Source organism: Larkinella soli, assembly GCF_003703975.1.
GTDB lineage: Bacteria > Bacteroidota > Bacteroidia > Cytophagales > Spirosomataceae > Larkinella > Larkinella soli.
On record NZ_QTJY01000016.1, the window covers coordinates 1 to 17595 of the forward strand.

The 17595-nt window shown below is 59.2% G+C and carries 15 protein-coding genes; 5 read left to right on the forward strand and 10 right to left on the reverse strand.

Annotation, left to right across the window (positions count from 1 at the left end; all coding sequences use genetic code 11):
* The coding region (locus tag DX909_RS23195; protein WP_164851380.1) for a DUF4331 domain-containing protein at window positions 1-1107 on the reverse strand (1107 nt) is incomplete at its 3' end.
* A gap of 340 nt (window positions 1108-1447) precedes the next feature.
* On the opposite strand from DX909_RS23195, the gene solA reads away from it, so the two are divergent.
* The 3 genes from solA (at window position 1448) to bioB (ending at window position 4230) form a co-directional block, all read left to right on the forward strand.
* Window positions 1448-2611, forward strand: a complete 1164-nt coding sequence (gene solA / locus DX909_RS23200; RefSeq protein ID WP_128547624.1) for an N-methyl-L-tryptophan oxidase — start codon at window positions 1448-1450, stop codon at window positions 2609-2611.
* Window positions 2612-2681: 70 nt separating this feature from the next.
* Complete coding sequence (locus DX909_RS23205) at window positions 2682-3140, forward strand: hypothetical protein (protein WP_128547625.1); 459 nt, start codon at window positions 2682-2684, stop codon at window positions 3138-3140.
* 88 nt (window positions 3141-3228) lie between these two features.
* A complete protein-coding gene (gene bioB, locus DX909_RS23210; RefSeq protein ID WP_128547626.1) occupies window positions 3229-4230 on the forward strand; it encodes a biotin synthase BioB in 1002 nt (333 codons plus the stop codon).
* Window positions 4231-4232: 2 nt separating this feature from the next.
* Here bioB and DX909_RS23215 read toward each other — a convergent pair whose 3' ends face one another.
* The 7 genes from DX909_RS23215 to DX909_RS23245 form a co-directional block, all read right to left on the reverse strand.
* On the reverse strand, window positions 4233-5483 hold the full coding sequence (locus DX909_RS23215) for a glycosyltransferase family 4 protein (RefSeq protein ID WP_128547627.1): 1251 nt from the start codon (window positions 5481-5483) through the stop codon (window positions 4233-4235).
* 56 nt (window positions 5484-5539) lie between these two features.
* Window positions 5540-6037, reverse strand: a complete 498-nt coding sequence (locus DX909_RS23220) for a metallophosphoesterase family protein (protein WP_128547628.1) — start codon at window positions 6035-6037, stop codon at window positions 5540-5542.
* Between the two features lie 71 nt (window positions 6038-6108).
* Window positions 6109-7572 carry a TolC family protein gene (locus DX909_RS23225; protein ID WP_128547629.1) on the reverse strand — a complete coding sequence of 488 codons (1464 nt, stop codon included), beginning with the start codon at window positions 7570-7572 and terminating at the stop codon, window positions 6109-6111.
* Window positions 7550-10738 (reverse strand): efflux RND transporter permease subunit, encoded by a 3189-nt coding sequence (locus tag DX909_RS23230; RefSeq protein WP_128547630.1) that lies wholly within the window; start codon window positions 10736-10738, stop codon window positions 7550-7552. The genes DX909_RS23225 and DX909_RS23230 overlap by 23 nt, the downstream gene beginning before the upstream one ends.
* 10 nt (window positions 10739-10748) lie before the next feature.
* A complete protein-coding gene (locus DX909_RS23235; protein WP_128547631.1) occupies window positions 10749-11906 on the reverse strand; it encodes an efflux RND transporter periplasmic adaptor subunit in 1158 nt (385 codons plus the stop codon).
* A gap of 183 nt (window positions 11907-12089) precedes the next feature.
* Window positions 12090-12485, reverse strand: a complete 396-nt coding sequence (locus DX909_RS23240; protein ID WP_128547632.1) for a hypothetical protein — start codon at window positions 12483-12485, stop codon at window positions 12090-12092.
* A gap of 220 nt (window positions 12486-12705) precedes the next feature.
* On the reverse strand, window positions 12706-13695 hold the full coding sequence (locus DX909_RS23245; protein ID WP_128547633.1) for an aldo/keto reductase: 990 nt from the start codon (window positions 13693-13695) through the stop codon (window positions 12706-12708).
* A gap of 120 nt (window positions 13696-13815) precedes the next feature.
* Here DX909_RS23245 and DX909_RS23250 point away from each other — a divergent pair, with 120 nt between their 5' ends.
* Window positions 13816-14364, forward strand: a complete 549-nt coding sequence (locus DX909_RS23250; RefSeq protein ID WP_128547634.1) for a DUF1697 domain-containing protein — start codon at window positions 13816-13818, stop codon at window positions 14362-14364.
* 43 nt (window positions 14365-14407) lie between these two features.
* On the opposite strand, the gene DX909_RS23255 is transcribed toward DX909_RS23250, so the two are convergent.
* Together DX909_RS23255 and DX909_RS23260 are read right to left on the reverse strand one after the other, a co-directional pair.
* Complete coding sequence (locus DX909_RS23255; protein ID WP_128547635.1) at window positions 14408-15334, reverse strand: helix-turn-helix domain-containing protein; 927 nt, start codon at window positions 15332-15334, stop codon at window positions 14408-14410.
* 15 nt (window positions 15335-15349) lie between these two features.
* On the reverse strand, window positions 15350-16591 hold the full coding sequence (locus DX909_RS23260) for a NupC/NupG family nucleoside CNT transporter (RefSeq protein WP_128547636.1): 1242 nt from the start codon (window positions 16589-16591) through the stop codon (window positions 15350-15352).
* Between the two features lie 150 nt (window positions 16592-16741).
* Between DX909_RS23260 and DX909_RS23265 the strand changes: the two genes are divergently transcribed.
* Complete coding sequence (locus tag DX909_RS23265; protein ID WP_128547637.1) at window positions 16742-17584, forward strand: LytR/AlgR family response regulator transcription factor; 843 nt, start codon at window positions 16742-16744, stop codon at window positions 17582-17584.
* Window positions 17585-17595: the final 11 nt, after the last annotated feature.

Consider the following 17595-nt stretch of genomic DNA (forward strand, 5'->3'; position numbering starts at 1 on the left):
GCCGGCCACGGCGGCCGTGCCTTTCAGCCCGTACAGGCCCGGCTTGCCGTTGCGGAAGTCGAAGGCTCCCAGCGAGTTGGACTGGATTCTTACTCCCCTCAGCGACGGTACGGCTGCGCCGAACTGGGAGTCGTCCATGTATAGAGCCAGTTCGGGGTTGCTGAAGTAAGAAGCAAACATCAGGTCCTGGTTGTTGTAGGGACTACGGGCGTTCCACTTGTCTTTGAGGCCGATGGGAATGACGGCTTCGTTGGTCAGGGGCATGCCCAGCCGCGAGACCTGCACCCAGCCGCCGTCATAGCCCACATCCCCCCCGTTGTTGATGGTCTTGATCTGCCGCCGGGAGGCCGACGCCCACACGCCGATGACGTAGTCCGGGTCCAGGATATTCGTGGCCTGAGATACCGTCTTGCCGTCTTTCTGAAGCAGGTTGACCGGTATTTTCAGGGCAATAGCGTGAACGTTGTACCGGGCGAGGCCGTCTTTGGGCGGGTTGACCGGGTTGCCTTCGGGCCGGAAATTACCGACGTCGAAAGCTCCGGCCAGATCGACGAAAAAAGGATCGTCGGCCGGGCCGCAGAACACCTTCTCGCCTGAGGTGGCCGTGGCGATGGCCTGATCGACAAGGGTGTTGTAGGGCGTGCCCAGCCCGACGGTGCCGTTTTCAATGGAGCGGGGGCCGATGTTGGCCGGCGGCACCACCCCGTTGCTGACGATGGTCGTAAACGTCACTCCGCCGTCGGTGCTTCTCTGGCAGGTATAGGTGGTTTTCAGGTTTTGTTTCCCGAGCCGGATGTTGAAGAAGGTGGTCGGGTCCTGATTCGTCGTGGTGAACGTAAACCGGTAAGTGATGTCGTCGCCCGGGGTGGACGTACGGTTCTTGATGTGAATTTCATACCGGATGTCCTGGCCGAAATTATAGTAGTTCGGCCCGCCTTCGGGTAACTGGAAGGGGATGTAATTGGCGATAATCGTAATCGCATTGGGGTCGTCGGGGCTTTTGAAGGCGTAGACGTCGGTGTTGTCGGCCAGCGGGTCGCTGGAAATCAGCGGGGCTTCCCGGTGACTGGAGGCAAAACCACCCGAACCGACAGCCACAAAGAGCATCAGGCACAGGCAGACCTTCCCCCATTTAACTGGTAAATGGAATGGGTTCATACAACGGCTTTTTAGAGATGGAAACTGAATGCAGGAACAGTCCTGCCGCCCTGGGGCAGGGGAAGAGGTTGCTTCATGGAAAATCTGGTTAATGGTTGAGGAAAGACACGTGTCGTAAGACGAAATACTTACAGGAATGCGTGGTGATTGGATTTCCGTTTTCAAAAAATATTTTTTATTACCCGTTAAAAATCAAATGGTTATAAGAACGCTTTTACATATTGAAGTGCGGGCGCCGGGCCATTGCCGAATTATCCTTACCATTGGGAATCCTTTCAGAGCGATACGAATGATCTACGACGCGTTGGTGGTCGGCCTGGGTGCCATGGGCAGCGCCGGCCTGTATCAGTTGTCGAAACGAAGCCGGAACGTCTGCGGCATCGACCGGTTTTCTCCGCCCCACCCCTTCGGTTCCACCCACGGCGACACCCGAATTACCCGACAGGCCATCGGCGAGGGCGAACACTTCGTGCCGCTGGCGCTGCGCTCCTACGAAATATGGGACGAGCTGGAGCGGCTTTCCGGAAACCGGCTTCTAACCATTACCGGCGGCCTCTTTGTCGGGAATGAACAGTCGGCCCTGCTCACCCGGAACAAACCCGGCTGGCTGAAAACCACCATCGCGGCCTCCGAGCGATACGGCATCGCCCACCGGATTCTGGATAAGGCCGCCCTCCGGCGGGAATATCCGCAGTTCCACTATGCGGAGACGGACATCGGTTACCTGGAGGAAAAAGCCGGTTTTCTGCGCCCGGAGCTTTGCATCACCACCCAGCTGGCGCAGGCGCGGGCCAACGGCGCGGACGTTCGGACGAACGAAACCATGCTGTCGTTCGAGGAGGTCGGCGACGAGGTACGGGTTCGGACGGACCGGGGCGAGTACCGCACCCGCCAACTGATTCTGACCACCGGTTCCTGGGTGCTGGAATCCCTCCGCGACACCCCCTGGCGGGATCTGCTGCAGGTGTACCGGCAGGTGCTCTACTGGTTCGATGTAGAGTCGGCCTGGGAAAGCTATCGACCCGAACGCTTTCCGGTGTTTATCCTGAGCGATCGCAGCCTGTACGGTTTTCCGGCCGTAGACGGCCCGGCCGGCGGCATCAAAATCGCGAAGGAAAATTATACCGATCCGACGACGCCCGATGCGGTCGACCGGACCGTTTCCGAAGCCGAAACCCGGAGAATGTATGAAGAAGTGATCCGGCCGGACTTCCACGGAATCGGGTCCGGCTGTGTCAAGGCGGTGGTCTGTCTCTATACGATGACGCCCAACGGCGATTTCCTGATCGACCGCCATCCCGATTGCCGGCGGGTGCTGGTCACCTCCTGCTGCTCCGGCCACGGCTTCAAGCATTCGGCGGCCGTCGGGCAGATTCTGTCCGATCTGGCGCTGGACGGCCGGACGGATTTCGACCTCAGTCGATTCCGGTTCGACCAGTTCGCCAAACTTTAACCCAAAACACGGCGTTTCATTTCCGGATTTCCCTGTATAGGCTCCTGATTTTCAACCAAACCGTACCTTCATGAAACTTATCCTTTCCCTGCTTCCCTTCTCCCTGCTCCTGAACGGCTGCGGCAATTCGTCCTGGCAAGAGGAACAGAAAGCCGCGCCCGACTCCGCTTCCGTCACCGCCACGGTGCTGCCCGACACCCTTTGTTTTCAGCAGGTTACCGGCCGGGATACGACCCGGCTCCGGCTCCGGATCAGCGGCACCACCGTCACCGGAGAACTGGCGATGCTGCCGTACGAAAAAGACCGGGCCGCCGGCCCCCTCAGCGGCACACTGGAGAATCAGGTTATCCGGGCCGAATGGCAGCGCTCGGGCGAAGGAGTCACCCAGCCCTACGTGATGGTGTTTACCCTGAAAGGCGACGCGGTAACCTGGCGGGAAGGCGAGCGGATGGAGAAAGATGGAAAATGGGTGCTGAAGCAACCCGAACAGGGCTATGAAAACCGGCTGACGAAGGCCGATTGCCGGTGAAAATTTGCGCCGGTCGGCCCCGACTCCTATCTTTGAGCCGGCCTGCTGCTGCCGGTGACGAGGATATCGACTTACGACCACCTATTTTATGACTCAAGTTCGTACTGACTGGACCCGCGACGAAATCGCCGAAATATACAACTCCCCCGTTCTGGATCTCATCTACCGCGCCGGCACCGTACACCGCCAGCACCACGACCCCCAGGAAGTGCAGGTCTGTACGCTGCTTTCGGTGAAAACCGGCGGCTGCCCCGAAGACTGCGCCTACTGCCCCCAGGCCGCCCGCTACCATACCAGCGTGAAGGTACACAAGCTGATGGAGGTGGACGAGGTGCTCGAAGCCGCCCAGCGGGCCAAGGCCTCCGGCAGCACCCGGTTCTGCATGGGAGCCGCCTGGCGGGAAGTCCGCGACAACCGCGACTTCGACAAGGTGCTCGATATGGTAAAGGGCGTGAACGGCATGGGGATGGAAGTCTGCTGCACGCTCGGGATGCTGACGGAAAGCCAGGCCGAAAAGCTGAAGCAGGCCGGTCTGTATGCCTACAACCATAACCTCGATACGAGCGAGGAATATTACGGCGACATCATCTCGACCCGCACCTACGACGACCGGCTCGACACGCTGGGCCACGTCCGGCAGGCCGGAATTTCGGTCTGCTCCGGCGGCATTATCGGCATGGGTGAATCGCACCAGGACCGCATCGGCATGCTGCATACGCTGGCCAACCTGCCCGAACACCCCGAATCGGTGCCGGTGAACGCCCTCGTTCCGGTGGAAGGAACCCCGCTGGAAGACCAGCCCCGGGTGTCGGTCTGGGAGATGGTCCGGATGATTGCCACGGCCCGGATCATCATGCCGAAAGCCATGGTTCGCCTGTCGGCGGGCCGGGTTCGCATGAGTGTGGAGGAGCAGGCGCTCTGCTTCCTGGCCGGCGCCAACTCGATCTTCGCCGGCGACAAACTGCTGACGACTCCGAACCCGGAAGAGGATCAGGACCGGCAGCTGTTCCAGACGCTGAACATCCGGCCGCGCAAAGCTTTCAAGGACGCCGATCAGCCGGCGGTCCGGTTCGAGCAGATTCCGCTGTAATTTTATACCGGCATTTTTTCCTTCGCCATCGTCTGGATCAGGGCATTCTCGATCCGGTCGATGGCTTTTTCGTAGGTCCAGTGGTCGCGGACCTGCCGTCGGGCGTTCGTGGAAAGCGTTTCGAACAGGGCGGGATCGGTCAGGATGCGTTCGACGGCAAAGGCAATTTCCTGGGGATTGCGGTTCACAAGAAGGCCGTTCTGCCCGTGGACGATGGTTTCCCGGACGCCCCCCTCCGCCACCGCCACCACCGGCAGCCCGCAGGCGTTGGCCTCCAGCGGAGCCAGCCCGAATGGTTCGAGCGAGGAGGTGTAGAGCAGGCAGGATGCGGTATTCAGCAGCCGCACCAGTTCCTCCTGAGGCACGTGTTCGCGCGGTTCGAAGCGGACGCCCAGCCGGTGGCTCATTTCCCGAAGAATCTTGACATAAGCCGTATCGCCCATGTTGCCGATCCATACCAGCCGGGGCCGGACGGCTTCGGGAATCAGGGCCAGCGATTCGATGGCGGTTTCGGGCCGCTTATGCTGGTAAAACGCGCCCAGCCCCATCACGAACGGTTCGCGGGGCAGGTTCAGGTAGGGAAAAAGGTCGGTATCGATACCCAGGTAACAGACTTCCCCCGAAGCGCCGTAGGCCCGGACCAGACTTTCGTTACTGAAGTAGGAGTTGACCAGCACCTTGTCGTAGGTGCCGAAATTATAGATCTCCTCGCGCATACGCACCCGGGCCTGACGGATTTTGAAGATATCGTCCCAGAACTGGTTCCGGTAATCCCTTTTGGACCAGTTGCCGGTGGCGGGGGGCAGGCCCTCCCAGAGCTGCTTCGGGAACGCTTCGAACAGAAACCGGTTCGGCTCACCGAGGTAAAGGGCCTTCGGGATTTGGATGAATCGCCCGATATAGGGCATCATGAAGTAAATGCAGGAATTGGCAAAGAGGATGTCGAAGCCGCCGGCGTTGATCTCGTCGGCACACCGTTTACAGAAATCCAGCATCCGCTGCACCTTCGTATCCGGCTCGAACATCAGCGCCCGGACCCGGTCCCGGTAATCCTCGCGGATGCGGGTGGTCATGGACAGCGGCAGAACGTGGGTCCGCGTCACGTAGGCGTCCACATCCAGAAACTTCCGGTCGGCCAGCGAGGAAGTCCAGACCTCGACGGTATGTCCGCGCTCGGCCAGCCCTTTGATGTGCTGATGCAGGGCGCGGCTGGCTCCCCCGCTGAGCAGGTTATGCCAAACAGCAATTTTCATCCACGATGGAGGTTGGTAAACGGCCGGCAATATACCATTTCTTTCCGGCAACGCTCCTACCGCCGGCCCAATTCGATCACTTCCATACCGCTCACCCGCCGGTCGTCGAGCGAAAACCGGATGCAGGTCCGCACCTGATGAAAGCCCGACTTCCCGGCCGCTCCGGGGTTGATGAACAGAAGGTCATTCAGGGTCGGATCGCGTTTGACCTTGAGAATGTGGGAATGGCCGCAGATAAACAGGTCCGGCGGTTTAGCCTGAAGGTTGGGCCGGACGAAGGGGTTGTATCGCGGGGGCGAGCCGCCGATGTGGGTGATCCAGATATCCAGCCCCTCCAGTTCGAACCGCTGGTGAATGGGGCATTCCCGCTCGATCTCCTTGCTGTCGATGTTGCCGCTGACGCCCCGCAGCGGTTTGAACGCCCGCAGCTGATCGACCAGTTCGAGGGAGCCGATGTCACCGGCATGCCAGACCTCGTCACAGTCTTCGAAATAGCGGAAAATCTGGGGGTCCAGGTAGCTGTGGGTGTCGGAAAGCAGGCCGATTCGGGTCATAAAAGGCGAAGCGCATTGGGACCGCTAAGGTAACGCTTTGCCGTCCAATGCGCTTCCGCCTGTTTAAACTATTATTGCCATCCTCCGCCGAGCGACCGGTAAAGGTCGATCAGCCAGTGGAATTGAGCGCGTTTGACGTTGATCTGCGCCAGCTTGGCTTCCAGTACGCTCCGCTGGGCCGTAATAACCTCCAGATAAGAGGCATAGCCGGTCGCGAAGAGTTCCTTCGAAACGCCCGTCGCCTGTTCGAGCATCGCTACCTCCTGCGCCTTCAGATTGGCGACGTTGCGGAAGTTTTCGATTCCCCTCAGGTCGGTGACCACGTCGCTGAACCCGCTCAGAATGGCCTTCTGGTAATGGAGGAAAGCTTCCCGGCTGCGGGCTTCGCTGAGGTTGTAGTTGGCTTTGAGGTACCGGCGGTTGAAGACCGGCGCCGTCAGGCCGGCCACCATGCCCATGGCGACCGAAGCCGGGTCGAACAGCACCGAGGCCCGGAAGGCGTTCAGGCCCAGGTACGGCGTCAGGGCCAGCGAGGGCAGAAACTCGGCCCGGGCCACCTCGACGTCGATCCGGGCGGCCTCCATCTCCAGCTCGGCCTGCCGGATGTCGGGCCGGCGCCGAAGCATCTGCATCGGCACCCCGGCCCGCACCAGCGCCGGCAGCTGCTGATCGCGCAGGTTCTTCCGCCGGGCAATCGGCTGCGGAAAACGGCCCAGCAGCAGGTTCAACTGGTTTTCGGTTTCGACGATCTGCTGGTGCACCTGCCCTTCCAGGCTGCGGGTATTCAGCAGTTGGGCCGTAAACTGCTGGACAGCCAGTTCCGTCACCCGGCCGGCGGCCTTCTGGACATCGACCAGTTCGACGGCAGTTTGCTGCAATCGGATATTTTCCCGGATAATTTCCATCTCGGCATCCAGGGCCAGCAGGGTATAATAGAGCCGGGCTACTTCGGCCACTAGGGAGGTGACCATCAGATGCCGCCCCTTTTCCGACGACAGGAACCGAACGAAAGCCGCCTGCTTCCGGTTTCTCAGCTTGCCCCAGAGGTCGATCTCCCAGGTACTGCGGAAGCCCAGAAAATAGTCGGGCGCGGGGTTGGGAACCTTCTTGTTGCCCTTCACATTGTTGGACAGGTTGGTATCGAAGTTCCCGACCCCGTTCATCGTATAGGTTCCGTACTTGTCGAAACCCGCCGATACCACCGCGTCGACCGTTGGGACGAGCGCCCCCCGGGTAAACTGGAACTGGGACCGGGCCATCTCAACCCGCTGCGCCATGATCTGCACGTCGGGATTCCGGGCCAGGGCCGTGTCGATCAGACTTTCCAGATCGGGATCGGAAAAGAAAGTCCGCCAGTCGGCGTCTCCGAGGCTGGTGGTGTCGGTGTTTCCGATAAACGTCACCGGCGAATCGACTTTCGACGGCCGGGTGGTCTGCTCCGGCGGAGCCAGCAACCGGCAGCCGCTCATCGAAAGCGTCAATAGGGCAATGCAACCAAGCGAATTGAAAGATTTATGAATGAACGGTGGCACCATTGGAATGCGTTTGGGTTAATTCAGAAACTGGAATGGCCTCCTCCTCTTCGGGAGGTTTCGAGCCAAACCTCTTGCCCAGGGCGGCAAAAGCCACGTATAAACCGGGAATGACGACCAGGCCGAACAGCGTACCGATGAGCATACCGCCGGCAGCCGCCGTACCGATGGACCGGTTGCCGAGGGCACCGGCACCGGAGGCAATACAGAGCGGAATCAGACCCGCGATGAAGGCAAAGGACGTCATCAGGATCGGACGCAGACGCGCGACGGCTCCTTCAATGGCGGCTTTCACGATGGACAGTCCCTCCTGCTGGCGCTGGTTGGCAAACTCGACGATCAGAATGGCGTTCTTACCCAGCAGACCGATGAGCATGACCAGGGCGACCTGCGCGTAAATGTTGTTCTGAAGACCGGCCAGCTTCAGACAGAGGAACGAACCGAACACCCCGACGGGCAGCGAAAGCAGTACGGCCAGCGGCAGAAACAGGCTTTCATACTGCGCCACGAGCAGCAGATACACGAACACCAGGCAGATAATGAAGATGTAAATAGCCTGGTCGCCGGAAAGCACTTCCTCGCGGGTCATCCCCGACCAGTCGAAGGTGAAGCCGCGCGGCAGTTTTTCCTTCGCTACCTCCTGCACGGCCCGGATGGCGTCCCCGCTGCTGAAACCCGGAGCAGCCTCGCCGTTGATCATGGCCGAGGTGAACATATTGTACCGGGTCAGCTGCTCGGGACCGTAGACGCGCTCCAGCCGCACAAAGTTCGAATAGGGCACCATCTCTCCCTTGTCGTTCTTTACCCGCAGGTTCAGCACATCCTCCGGTTTGGCCCGGAAGCGCGGGGCGGCCTGGACCATCACCTTGTACATCTGGTTGAACCGGATGAAGTTCGAGGCATAATAACTTCCCATCAGCGTCTGGAGCGTGCTCATGGCGTTGTCGATGGAGACGCCCTTCTGGGCGGCCTTGTCCTGGTCGACGTGCAGCACATACTGCGGGAAGCTGGGGTCGAAGCTGGTGAAAGCCCGGCTGATTTCCGGCCGCGCTTCGAGGGCGGCAATGAACTGGTCGGTCACCTGCTTGGTCTTCTGGAGGTTATCGCTCCGCGTCCGGTCCATCAGACGAATCTCGAAACCGCTGGAGTTCCCGAAACCGGGAACGGTCGGCGGAGAGAAGAACTGGATGCTGGCGTCGCTGATGTGTTTCGTCTTTTCGGCCAGCACGGCAATCACGTCGTCGACGGTTTCCTGGCGCTCGTCCCAGTGTTTGAGGTTGATCATCCCCATCCCGTAAGACGCCCCCGCCCCGTCCGTCATCAGCGACAGGCCGGCCAGCGTCGATACGTTTTCGACGGACTCCAGTTGGGAGGCTACCGCCTGCACCTGATCCATGACCTCCTCGGTTCGCTCGACGGTGGCGCCGACCGGCGTGGTAACGTTCACGTAGATCATTCCCTGGTCTTCGGTCGGAATGAAACCGGCGGGCAGGATGGTATTGACGCCCCAGGTGGCAGCCACGAACAGGATCAGCGCCCCCCAGGTGACGGTGCCCCGGTTGACGATGGCCCGCAGAATGCCCCGGTATTTTCCCGAGAGGGCGTCATACCCCCGATTGAACCGGGTGAAAAACCGGCCCAGCAGCCCTTTCTGCTCACCGTCGATCGGCCGCAGCAGCAGGGCGCAGAGCGCCGGCGTCAGGGTGACGGCGTTGATCCCGGAAATCACGATCGAGATCGCCAGGGTCAGTGAAAACTGCCTGTAGAAGATCCCGACCGGGCCGGACAGGAACGCTACCGGCACGAACACCGCCGACATGACCAGCGTAATGGCGACGATGGCCCCGCTGATTTCCTTCATAGCCGCGAACGTGGCCTGCCGGGGCGACAGATGTTCCTCGTGCATCTTGGCGTGAACGGCCTCCACCACGACGATGGCGTTATCGACCACGATCCCGATGGCCAGCACGAGCGCAAACAGGGTCAGCAGGTTGATCGAAAAGCCGATGACGTCCATGAAGGCGAACGTCCCGACCAGCGCCACCGGCACCGCCAGTGCACAGATCAGCGTGGAACGCCAGTCCTGCAAAAAGAGGAACACGACGATGAACACCAGAATGAAGGCTTCGAACAGCGTCCGGACCACCTCGTGGATGGAAGCGTCGAGGAAGCGCGACACGTCGTAGGCGAAATTGAACGTCATGCCCGGCGGAAAGGTGGTTTCCTTCAGTTCGGCCAGCCGCGTCTTCACGTTGTCGATCACCTCGCGGGCGTTGGAGCCGGGTCGCTGTTTCAGCATGATGGCCGCCGACGGCTTTCCGTCGTTTTTGGACAGAATACTGTAGTCCAGCGATCCGAACTCCACCTCGGCCACGTCTTTCAGCCGCAGGATGGAGCCGTCGTCGTCGGCCCGGATCACCAGGTTCTCATACTGGCCGGGCTCGAAGAACTTCCCGGTATATTTCAGAACGTACTGGAGCACCTGGGGGTCGCGGTCGGCGCTCTCCCCGGCTTTCCCCGGAGCGGCTTCGACGTTCTGACGCCGAATGGCCGCAATCACATCCTCGGCCGAGACGTTGTAGGCCGTCATGCGGTCGGGGTGAAGCCAAACTCGCATCGAGTATTCTCGGGCGCCCAGAATATCCACAAAACCGACCCCGTCGATCCGTTTCAGTTCGGGCAGGATGTTGATGTCGGCGAAGTTATAGATGAACTTTTCGTCGGCGGTGGAGTCGCTGCTGATCAGGTTCAGATAGAGCAGCATACTGTTCACCTCCTTTTCGGTGGTCACCCCGTTCTTGATGACCTCTTCGGGAAGTTCGTCGAGGACGGTGGTGACCCGGTTCTGTACGTTGACGGCCGCCAGGTCGGGGTCCGTGCCGACCTTGAAAAAGACCTGGATCAGCGTCGATCCGTCGTTGCCGGAGATGGCGGTCATGTAGGTCATGTCGGGCACGCCGTTGATGGCCCGTTCGAGGGGCATGGCGACGGCCTTCGTGGCTACTTCCGCGTTGGCCCCCGTATAGAGGGCGGTCACGGTAACGGAGGGAGGAACGATGTCCGGGAACTGGGTAACGGGTAAGCTGAGCAGCGACAACAGGCCAAGCAGCGTGATCAGCACCGAGATCACGGCCGAAAGCAGCGGTCGTTTTATGAAAGTATTGAACATAAATATTGGATCATTTGGTGGCAATCCGGCTTTCAGTGCCGGAAGGAATCAACGAGACCAGGCTGTCGGCCGGCAGCGGTTTCGGGGTGATTTCCATCCCTTCCCGGATATTCTGGATACCCTCGTAAACCACCTTTTCTCCGGCCTGAAGCCCGGATTTCACTAAATAGAACTGATTCAGCCGGCTCTGCGGAACGAAACTTCTCATTTTCACCTTGTTGGCGGCATCCACCACGTAGACGTAATTCCGGTCCTGAATTTCAAATACGGCCTTCTGCGGCACCAGAACGGCATCGTCCACTTCATTGGCCAGCCGCACCTTGCCGGTGGCGCCGTGTTTGAGCAGCTTGTCCGGATTCGGAAAACGGGCCCGGAAGGCGATCGTCCCGGAACCGTCGTCGAACACACTCTCCATCGTTTCGATTTTACCCGCATACCCATACGGCGAATCGTCGGCCAGCAGCAGGCGCACTTCCTGAGCGTGGCTCGACGGGTTGTTGCGGGTTTTCTTGATATAATCGAGGTATTCCTTCTCCGAGACGTGGAAGTAAGCGTAGACCTCCCGGATGTCCGAAACCGTCGTCAGCAGGGCCCCTTCCTCGATCAGGCTGCCGATTTTGAAGGGAATCCGGTTGATGACGCCGTCGAAGGGAGCGCGGATGCTGGCGTGCGACAGTCGCAGGGACGCGTTTTGCTGCGCCGACTGGGCTTCTTCGATGGCGGCCCGGGCCGATTCGACCTTCGACCGGGCGAGATCGAGTTCGGAGGCCGACACGATTTTCTTCTCCACCAGCAGCTTCACCCGGCCCAGTTCCACCTCGGCGGTTTTTGCCTCGGCCTGGGCGCTTTTCAGGCTGGCTCTGGCCTTCGCCAGTTCGGCCTGGTATTCGGCCGGGTTGATCTGGAACAGCAGCTGGCCTTTGCGGACCTGCCGGCCTTCATCCACAAAAATTTTATCCAGGTAGCCACCGACTCTGGCCCGGATCTCGACATTCCGGACGGCCTCGACATTGCCGGCGTATTCGCGGTGCAGGGTCGTCGATTGCCGGGTCAGTTCCACGACGGGCAACGCCTGCCGGTCTTTCTGTTCGTCTTCTTTTTGTTCCGTCGAACATCCTGCCAGAAGGGCACCGAGCGCAAGGGTCGTTACAAGGTTGTATCGTATCATTTTGATGTATGGTTTCATAGTTATTCAGGGACAAACCGGATAGGATGCCAATAGATAGTCGTAGTCCATAACAGACGTCACCCGGACGGGCAGCCATCATGGAAAAACGTTCAAAAAGGGGTTGCGATAGATAGTGGAAATGCAGTCAGGGCGCCCGGAAGGCCGGTGGTCCGGCACGGCGCTTTAAACCTGCGGGGGAGGGATCGGTATCTCCCGGATGTGCGATAGAACGCGGATCGACCACCGGGTCGGCGGACGATCCTCGGAACGCCAGGCGACCGGCGTCAACTTAAAATGAAACGGCTGCGGAAAAAAGTAATCTTCCTCCAGCGCCGTCAGATTCGACTCTTCCCCCGCCGTTTCCTTTTCAGGAAACAGATTTTCCAGATCGAGCCACTTTTTCAGCAGGAGTTCACCAAAACTGTCGATCCGGTGAACGGAATAGTCTCCCCTGAACCCACTTTTCTGAGTGGGCGGATACAGGTGATCCGGGGTGCCGATGCTGATGTTCAGAATATGCAGAGCCATCAGCCAACACAGCAACCGGCGGATCAGGAGGCCATTTTTCCGCTGTTTCATGTCAGTAACATAACAAAGGTAAACGGTAATCCCTAAAAAATGCTAAAAAAAAGCAGCCCTATGGTGCATTTTTGCCAATTTATTCTGCTTTTTCTTAGGGAATTACAATTTTCCTGTTATGTTTAAAAAAACCGGTTTCCTGATTAACCCTATTTTTTCAAAAATGATTTGAAAAAGTAAGAAAAATCAGAAAACCGGTTTTCCGGGGCTTTTCACCGGCTCAGCGATTCACCAGTTTCAGGGCACCTTCACTGTATCGCTCCCCGACTACGGGATGGTTCTTAAGAATTTCCGCAATGTTCCGAAGGTCGGTGTCCGTCAGCGCGATGTCGGCGGCTGCCGCGTTTTCTTCCAGATACTTCCGTCGCTTCGTACCCGGGATCGGGATGACGTCGTCGCCCTGGGCGAGCAGCCAGGCCAGTGCCAGTTGGGCGGTCGTGGCCGCTTTGGATTCGGCAATTTCCCGAAGGGCTTCTACCAGGGCGCGGTTGGAGTCGAGGGCCTCGGGTTGAAAACGGGGGATAGTCCGGCGGAAGTCGGTGGTCTCCAGCGCCTGAAGATCCTGGTAGGTGTTCGTCAGGATACCCCGGCCCAACGGGCTGTAGGGCACGAAGGTGATGCCCAGCTCGCGGGCGGTAGGCAGAACCTCGGCCTCGACCTCGCGCGTGAACAGGGAATACTCGCTTTGCAGGGCCGCAATGGGATGGACGGCATACGCCCGGCGCAGGGACTGGGCGGAAGCTTCCGACAAACCGAGGTACCGGACTTTTCCCTCCTCCACCAGGCGGCTCATTTCCCCGACCATGTCCTCCACCGGAACCGCCGGATCGACGCGGTGGGCGTAGTACAGGTCGATGGTGTCGATGCCGAGCCGCCGGAGGCTGTCTTCGGCGGCCTGTCGGATCCGCTCCGGCCGAACATCGAGCCGGGAGCCGCCCCCTTCGTTCGGAACGAAGCCGAACTTGGTGGCGATGAACACCTTGTCGCGGTTCGGAACGAGTACTTTCGAGATCAGGCGCTCGTTGGCCCCTACGCCGTACATATCGGCGGTGTCCCAGAAATTGATGCCCAGTTCGAGCGCGCGGTGGAGGGTGGCTGCGGATTCGTTCTCATCGCTCGGTCCATAGGCGAAAGAGTCGGCCATGGCCATGCAGCCCAGCCCGATGGCGGAGAGTTGTTCGTTGATTTTACCTAACTGACGGTATTTCATGACAGATGTGGTGTTTGTTCACTGCAAAACTACACGGGCCGGCACCCGGCCATTTTTACTATTGAAAGGAGTTGTTGCAGAATTTATCTTTGGCGCCGGTTCCACTAAAACCTATCCCGAATGACCCACACCCTGATTGCCCTCCTGCGGGGGATCAACGTCGGATCGAAGCAGGTTTCGATGCCGGTATTGAAAAGCCTGTTCGAACAACTGGGCCATTCGAACGTCCGGACCTATATCCAGAGCGGCAATGTGGTTTTTGAAGCCGAAACCGGCGACACGGCAACAGTGGCGTCTGAACTGGGAAAAGCCATTCAGGAACACTTCGGCTTCGAGGTGAAGGTGCTGATCCGGACGGCGGGAGAAATGAAGACGGTTCTGGACGGCAACCCCCTGGCCGGCCGGGCGGAGGGCGACCGGAAGAAACTCCACGTCACCTTTCTGGACCGGGAACCTGAATCGGACCGGCTGGACAAAATCCATCCGGACGGCTTTCTTCCGGATGCGTTTGCCGTCCGCGGGCGGGAGATTTATCTGGTTTGTCCCGACGGCTACGGGCGCACCAGACTCAGCAATTCCTTTTTTGAAAGCCGGCTGAAGCAGACCGCCACCACCCGTAACTGGAACACGGTCCATGAACTGGTCCGGATGAGCACGCCGTCCGACTGAAGCGAACCGACGGATCCGGGAAAATACCGGTACGGGAGGAAGGTTATTGCCGATGGGCCCGGGGAGACCGCCCGCTGAATTCCTTGTAGGCCCGGGAAAAATAGGATACGTCCCGGAAGCCGAGGCAGTCGGCGATGACCGAAACGGGCCAGGAGGTCTGAATCAGCAGCCGGCCCGCTTCGTGCATGATCACGTCCCGGATATGCTCGCTTACGGTTCGGCCTGACGCCCGTTTGACGCAGGCGTTCAGGTAGTTGGGATGCACAGCCAGGTGGTCGGCAAACTGGCTGGCGGTGGTCAGCCGGACCTGCTGTTCAACGGAGAGGACCGGAAACTGGCCGGCCAGCATCTCCAGAAACCGGTTGGTGAGGTCGGCCGCGGAATTGACCGTGGCCGGTTCGCTCTGGTCACCGGCCACGCGCCGGATCATCAGCAGCATCAGGCGCAGGTAAATCCGGATGGCGTCGGCCCGGTCGTCGTGTTCGCCGTAAAACTCCTCCTGCATCTGTCGGAACAGCTGCGCGAAATAGCCGGTTTCTTCCGGGGTCAGCGAAAGCACCGGCGAGGCCCCGATGCGGAACATGGGCAGAAGGTGCAGGGGGCGGCCCTCTTCGGTGTGGGGAAGAAACTCTTCCGTGAAGACGCAGAAATAGCCTTCCTGTTCCTCCGTGGTGGCTTCCCACGCCTTGACCTGCGAAGGTACGGTCAGCATCAGGCTGTTGGGCCGGACGGGGTAGGTCTGATCCCCGTAATAATACCGCCCCTCTCCTTCCGTGATCAGCGATATCTTGAAATAATCGGTCCTGGACCACTGCACATAATTCCGGCAGCGGAGGTGGTTCCGTTCGTAGATCTGGAACAGGTCATGCAGACGGGTGGGATGAGGCCAGCGGTCGGCGGGCAGGTTGTCGGCCGCAAAATGCCGGAGATAATACTGCGGAATCCGTTCGGTCCAGGTTTTGGTCTGCATGGTGTTCGTCGTTGTTTACAGGAGCAACCCGGCCAGGGTCGCCGACATGTAGGAAGCCAGCGTACCGCAGATCAGGGCCTTGAACCCCAGCCGGGCCAGGTCGCTCCGGCGCGAGGGCGCCAGCTCGCCGATACCGCCCACCTGAATGGCGATGGACGAGAAATTGGCAAAACCGCAGAGGGCGAAACTGGTGATGGCGATGGTCTTGGGATCCAGGGTATCCTTGATTTTGACCAGGTCGAGATAGGCAACAAACTCATTGACGACCATCTTGGTTCCCATCAGCGCCCCGGCCGCCTGAATGTCTTTCGTGGGAACACCCATGGCCCAGGCAAAAAGGGAGAAGAGATTACCGAGCAGATAATTGAGACTCAGGAAATCGATGCCGAAAATATAATAGCCGATCCGGAACAGGATGCTGTCGATCAGGGCGATCAGGGCGATGAAACCGATCAGCATCGCCACGACGTTGAAACCGACCTTCAGCCCTTCGCTGGCGCCGGCGGCAATGGCGTCGAGCAGGTTGGCGTGGGATTTCCGGATTTCGAGCCGGACGGTTCCCTGCGTTTCGGACGCTTCCGTTTCCGGAAAGACGATTTTGCTGATGACGAGCGCACCGGGAGCCGCCATCAGGCTGGCCGCCAGCAGGTAGGGCGCCGGGACGCCGAGGGAGATATAGACGGCCAGTACTCCGCCGGCGATGCAGGCGAAGCTACCCGCCATCGACGCCATCAACTCGGAGTTGGTCATGCCTTTCAGGTACGGCTTAATCATGATCTGGGCCTCGACCTGCCCGACAAAGGTGCTCGAAACGTTGGAAAGGGCTTCGGCCCCACTGACACCCATGAGCCATTTCATGACACGGGCCATGACGGCTACCACCCGCTGCATGATGCCGAGGTGATAAAAAATATTGACGAGGACGGCAACGAAAATGATGGTCGGGATGACCTGAAAAAAGAAGATGAAGCTGTTTCCCGGACCGAAGGCCCGTTGCAGCAGGTCGGGCCGGACCAGCGGAGAAAAGACGAATTCGGCCCCCTTGACGGCTTTCTGAAGCAGCCGGTCGACGTAATGACCCAGCGTCTGAAAGATTTCCTGCCCGATATCGGTCTTCAGGATGAATACCGCAAGCCCAAACTGGAGGAGAAGACCCACGCCGACGGTCCGTAAGTTGATGGCTTTTCGGTTGTTGGACATGGCGTAGGCAATGCCCAGAATCAGCACGATTCCGATCAGTCCGGTAAAACGACTCATTAATGACTGGTTAGTTGAAGTGTACGGATTTTTACAAAAAACCTGTGAAGATACAAAGGAATGCACTGCGAATGGCCCCATCGGAAGGGTTTTAGTGATTAACTTTGAGGATTTTCCAGCCCAATTCACCGACTGAACCAAACCGGACCCATGAATCGGACGCGAATCGTTTACCGGGATCGCTGGGTGATCCTGACGGGTAGTCTGCTCCTGGGGTATTTCTTCGTCAATCTGGGGCAGACCGAAAGCCTTTTCGAGCTCTGGAAGCAATCGTTCTATCTCCGCGACATTCTGATCACCTCGGCCATTTCCGCCCTGGTCTGGCTGGGTGTCCGGACCGCCACCGTTTCGCTGGACGGGCGGCTGGACTGGTTCGGGCAGCCGGTCCGACGGGCGGTGGCCCAGTTCTTCGCCGGTTTTCTGGGGCCGGTGGTCGTGTGTCTGCTTCTGGTTCTGGTGTTCTTCGAGTTCGTGATCGGGCAGGACATCATGGAGTCGACCTTCCCCATCTATGAGTTTCCGGTCAGTCTGCTGGTCATCGCCATGATGAACCTGTTTTACCTCGGGTATTACCTATACCGCAAAGCCGCCGACCGGCCTGAACCGACTCCCGGACCGGAGCCCCGGCCGGTTGCGGATTCGGCGGGCAGCCGCAAGATCCTGGTCGTCAACAGCGGCCAGCGGAACATTCCCGTTCCCACCACCGAGGTGGCTTACTTCTTTATTGAAGAGAGTTTCGTCTATGCGACCCTGTTTTCGGGCGACCAGTATCTGATCAGCACCAGCCTCGATGACCTGACTCAGTCGCTGCCTGCCGACTCCTTTTTCCGGGCCAACCGTCAGTTCCTGCTTAACCGCAGGTCGTGCCGGTCTTTCCTGAACGCTCCTTACGGAAAGCTGAAGGTGGAGGTTTCTCCGACTCTTACCCGGGAGGTCATCATCAGCCAGCAGAAAGCGCCCGAATTCAGAAAATGGCTGGAAGAACCGCTCTGAATTCATCGATC

Excerpts from the sequence above, each read along its gene's own strand:
- DX909_RS23215 (WP_128547627.1), bottom strand. The coding sequence starts at position 5,483 with ATGAAAATTGCTGTTTGGCATAACCTGCTCAGCGGGGGAGCCAGCCGC.
- solA (WP_128547624.1), top strand. The coding sequence starts at position 1,448 with ATGATCTACGACGCGTTGGTGGTCGGCCTGGGTGCCATGGGCAGCGCC.
- DX909_RS23220 (WP_128547628.1), bottom strand. The coding sequence starts at position 6,037 with ATGACCCGAATCGGCCTGCTTTCCGACACCCACAGCTACCTGGACCCC.
- DX909_RS23255 (WP_128547635.1), bottom strand. The coding sequence starts at position 15,334 with ATGCAGACCAAAACCTGGACCGAACGGATTCCGCAGTATTATCTCCGG.
- DX909_RS23260 (WP_128547636.1), bottom strand. The coding sequence starts at position 16,591 with ATGAGTCGTTTTACCGGACTGATCGGAATCGTGCTGATTCTGGGCATT.
- DX909_RS23265 (WP_128547637.1), top strand. The coding sequence starts at position 16,742 with ATGAATCGGACGCGAATCGTTTACCGGGATCGCTGGGTGATCCTGACG.
- DX909_RS23225 (WP_128547629.1), bottom strand. The coding sequence starts at position 7,572 with ATGGTGCCACCGTTCATTCATAAATCTTTCAATTCGCTTGGTTGCATT.
- DX909_RS23245 (WP_128547633.1), bottom strand. The coding sequence starts at position 13,695 with ATGAAATACCGTCAGTTAGGTAAAATCAACGAACAACTCTCCGCCATC.
- DX909_RS23230 (WP_128547630.1), bottom strand. The coding sequence starts at position 10,738 with ATGTTCAATACTTTCATAAAACGACCGCTGCTTTCGGCCGTGATCTCG.
- bioB (WP_128547626.1), top strand. The coding sequence starts at position 3,229 with ATGACTCAAGTTCGTACTGACTGGACCCGCGACGAAATCGCCGAAATA.
- DX909_RS23240 (WP_128547632.1), bottom strand. The coding sequence starts at position 12,485 with ATGAAACAGCGGAAAAATGGCCTCCTGATCCGCCGGTTGCTGTGTTGG.
- DX909_RS23205 (WP_128547625.1), top strand. The coding sequence starts at position 2,682 with ATGAAACTTATCCTTTCCCTGCTTCCCTTCTCCCTGCTCCTGAACGGC.
- DX909_RS23250 (WP_128547634.1), top strand. The coding sequence starts at position 13,816 with ATGACCCACACCCTGATTGCCCTCCTGCGGGGGATCAACGTCGGATCG.
- DX909_RS23235 (WP_128547631.1), bottom strand. The coding sequence starts at position 11,906 with ATGATACGATACAACCTTGTAACGACCCTTGCGCTCGGTGCCCTTCTG.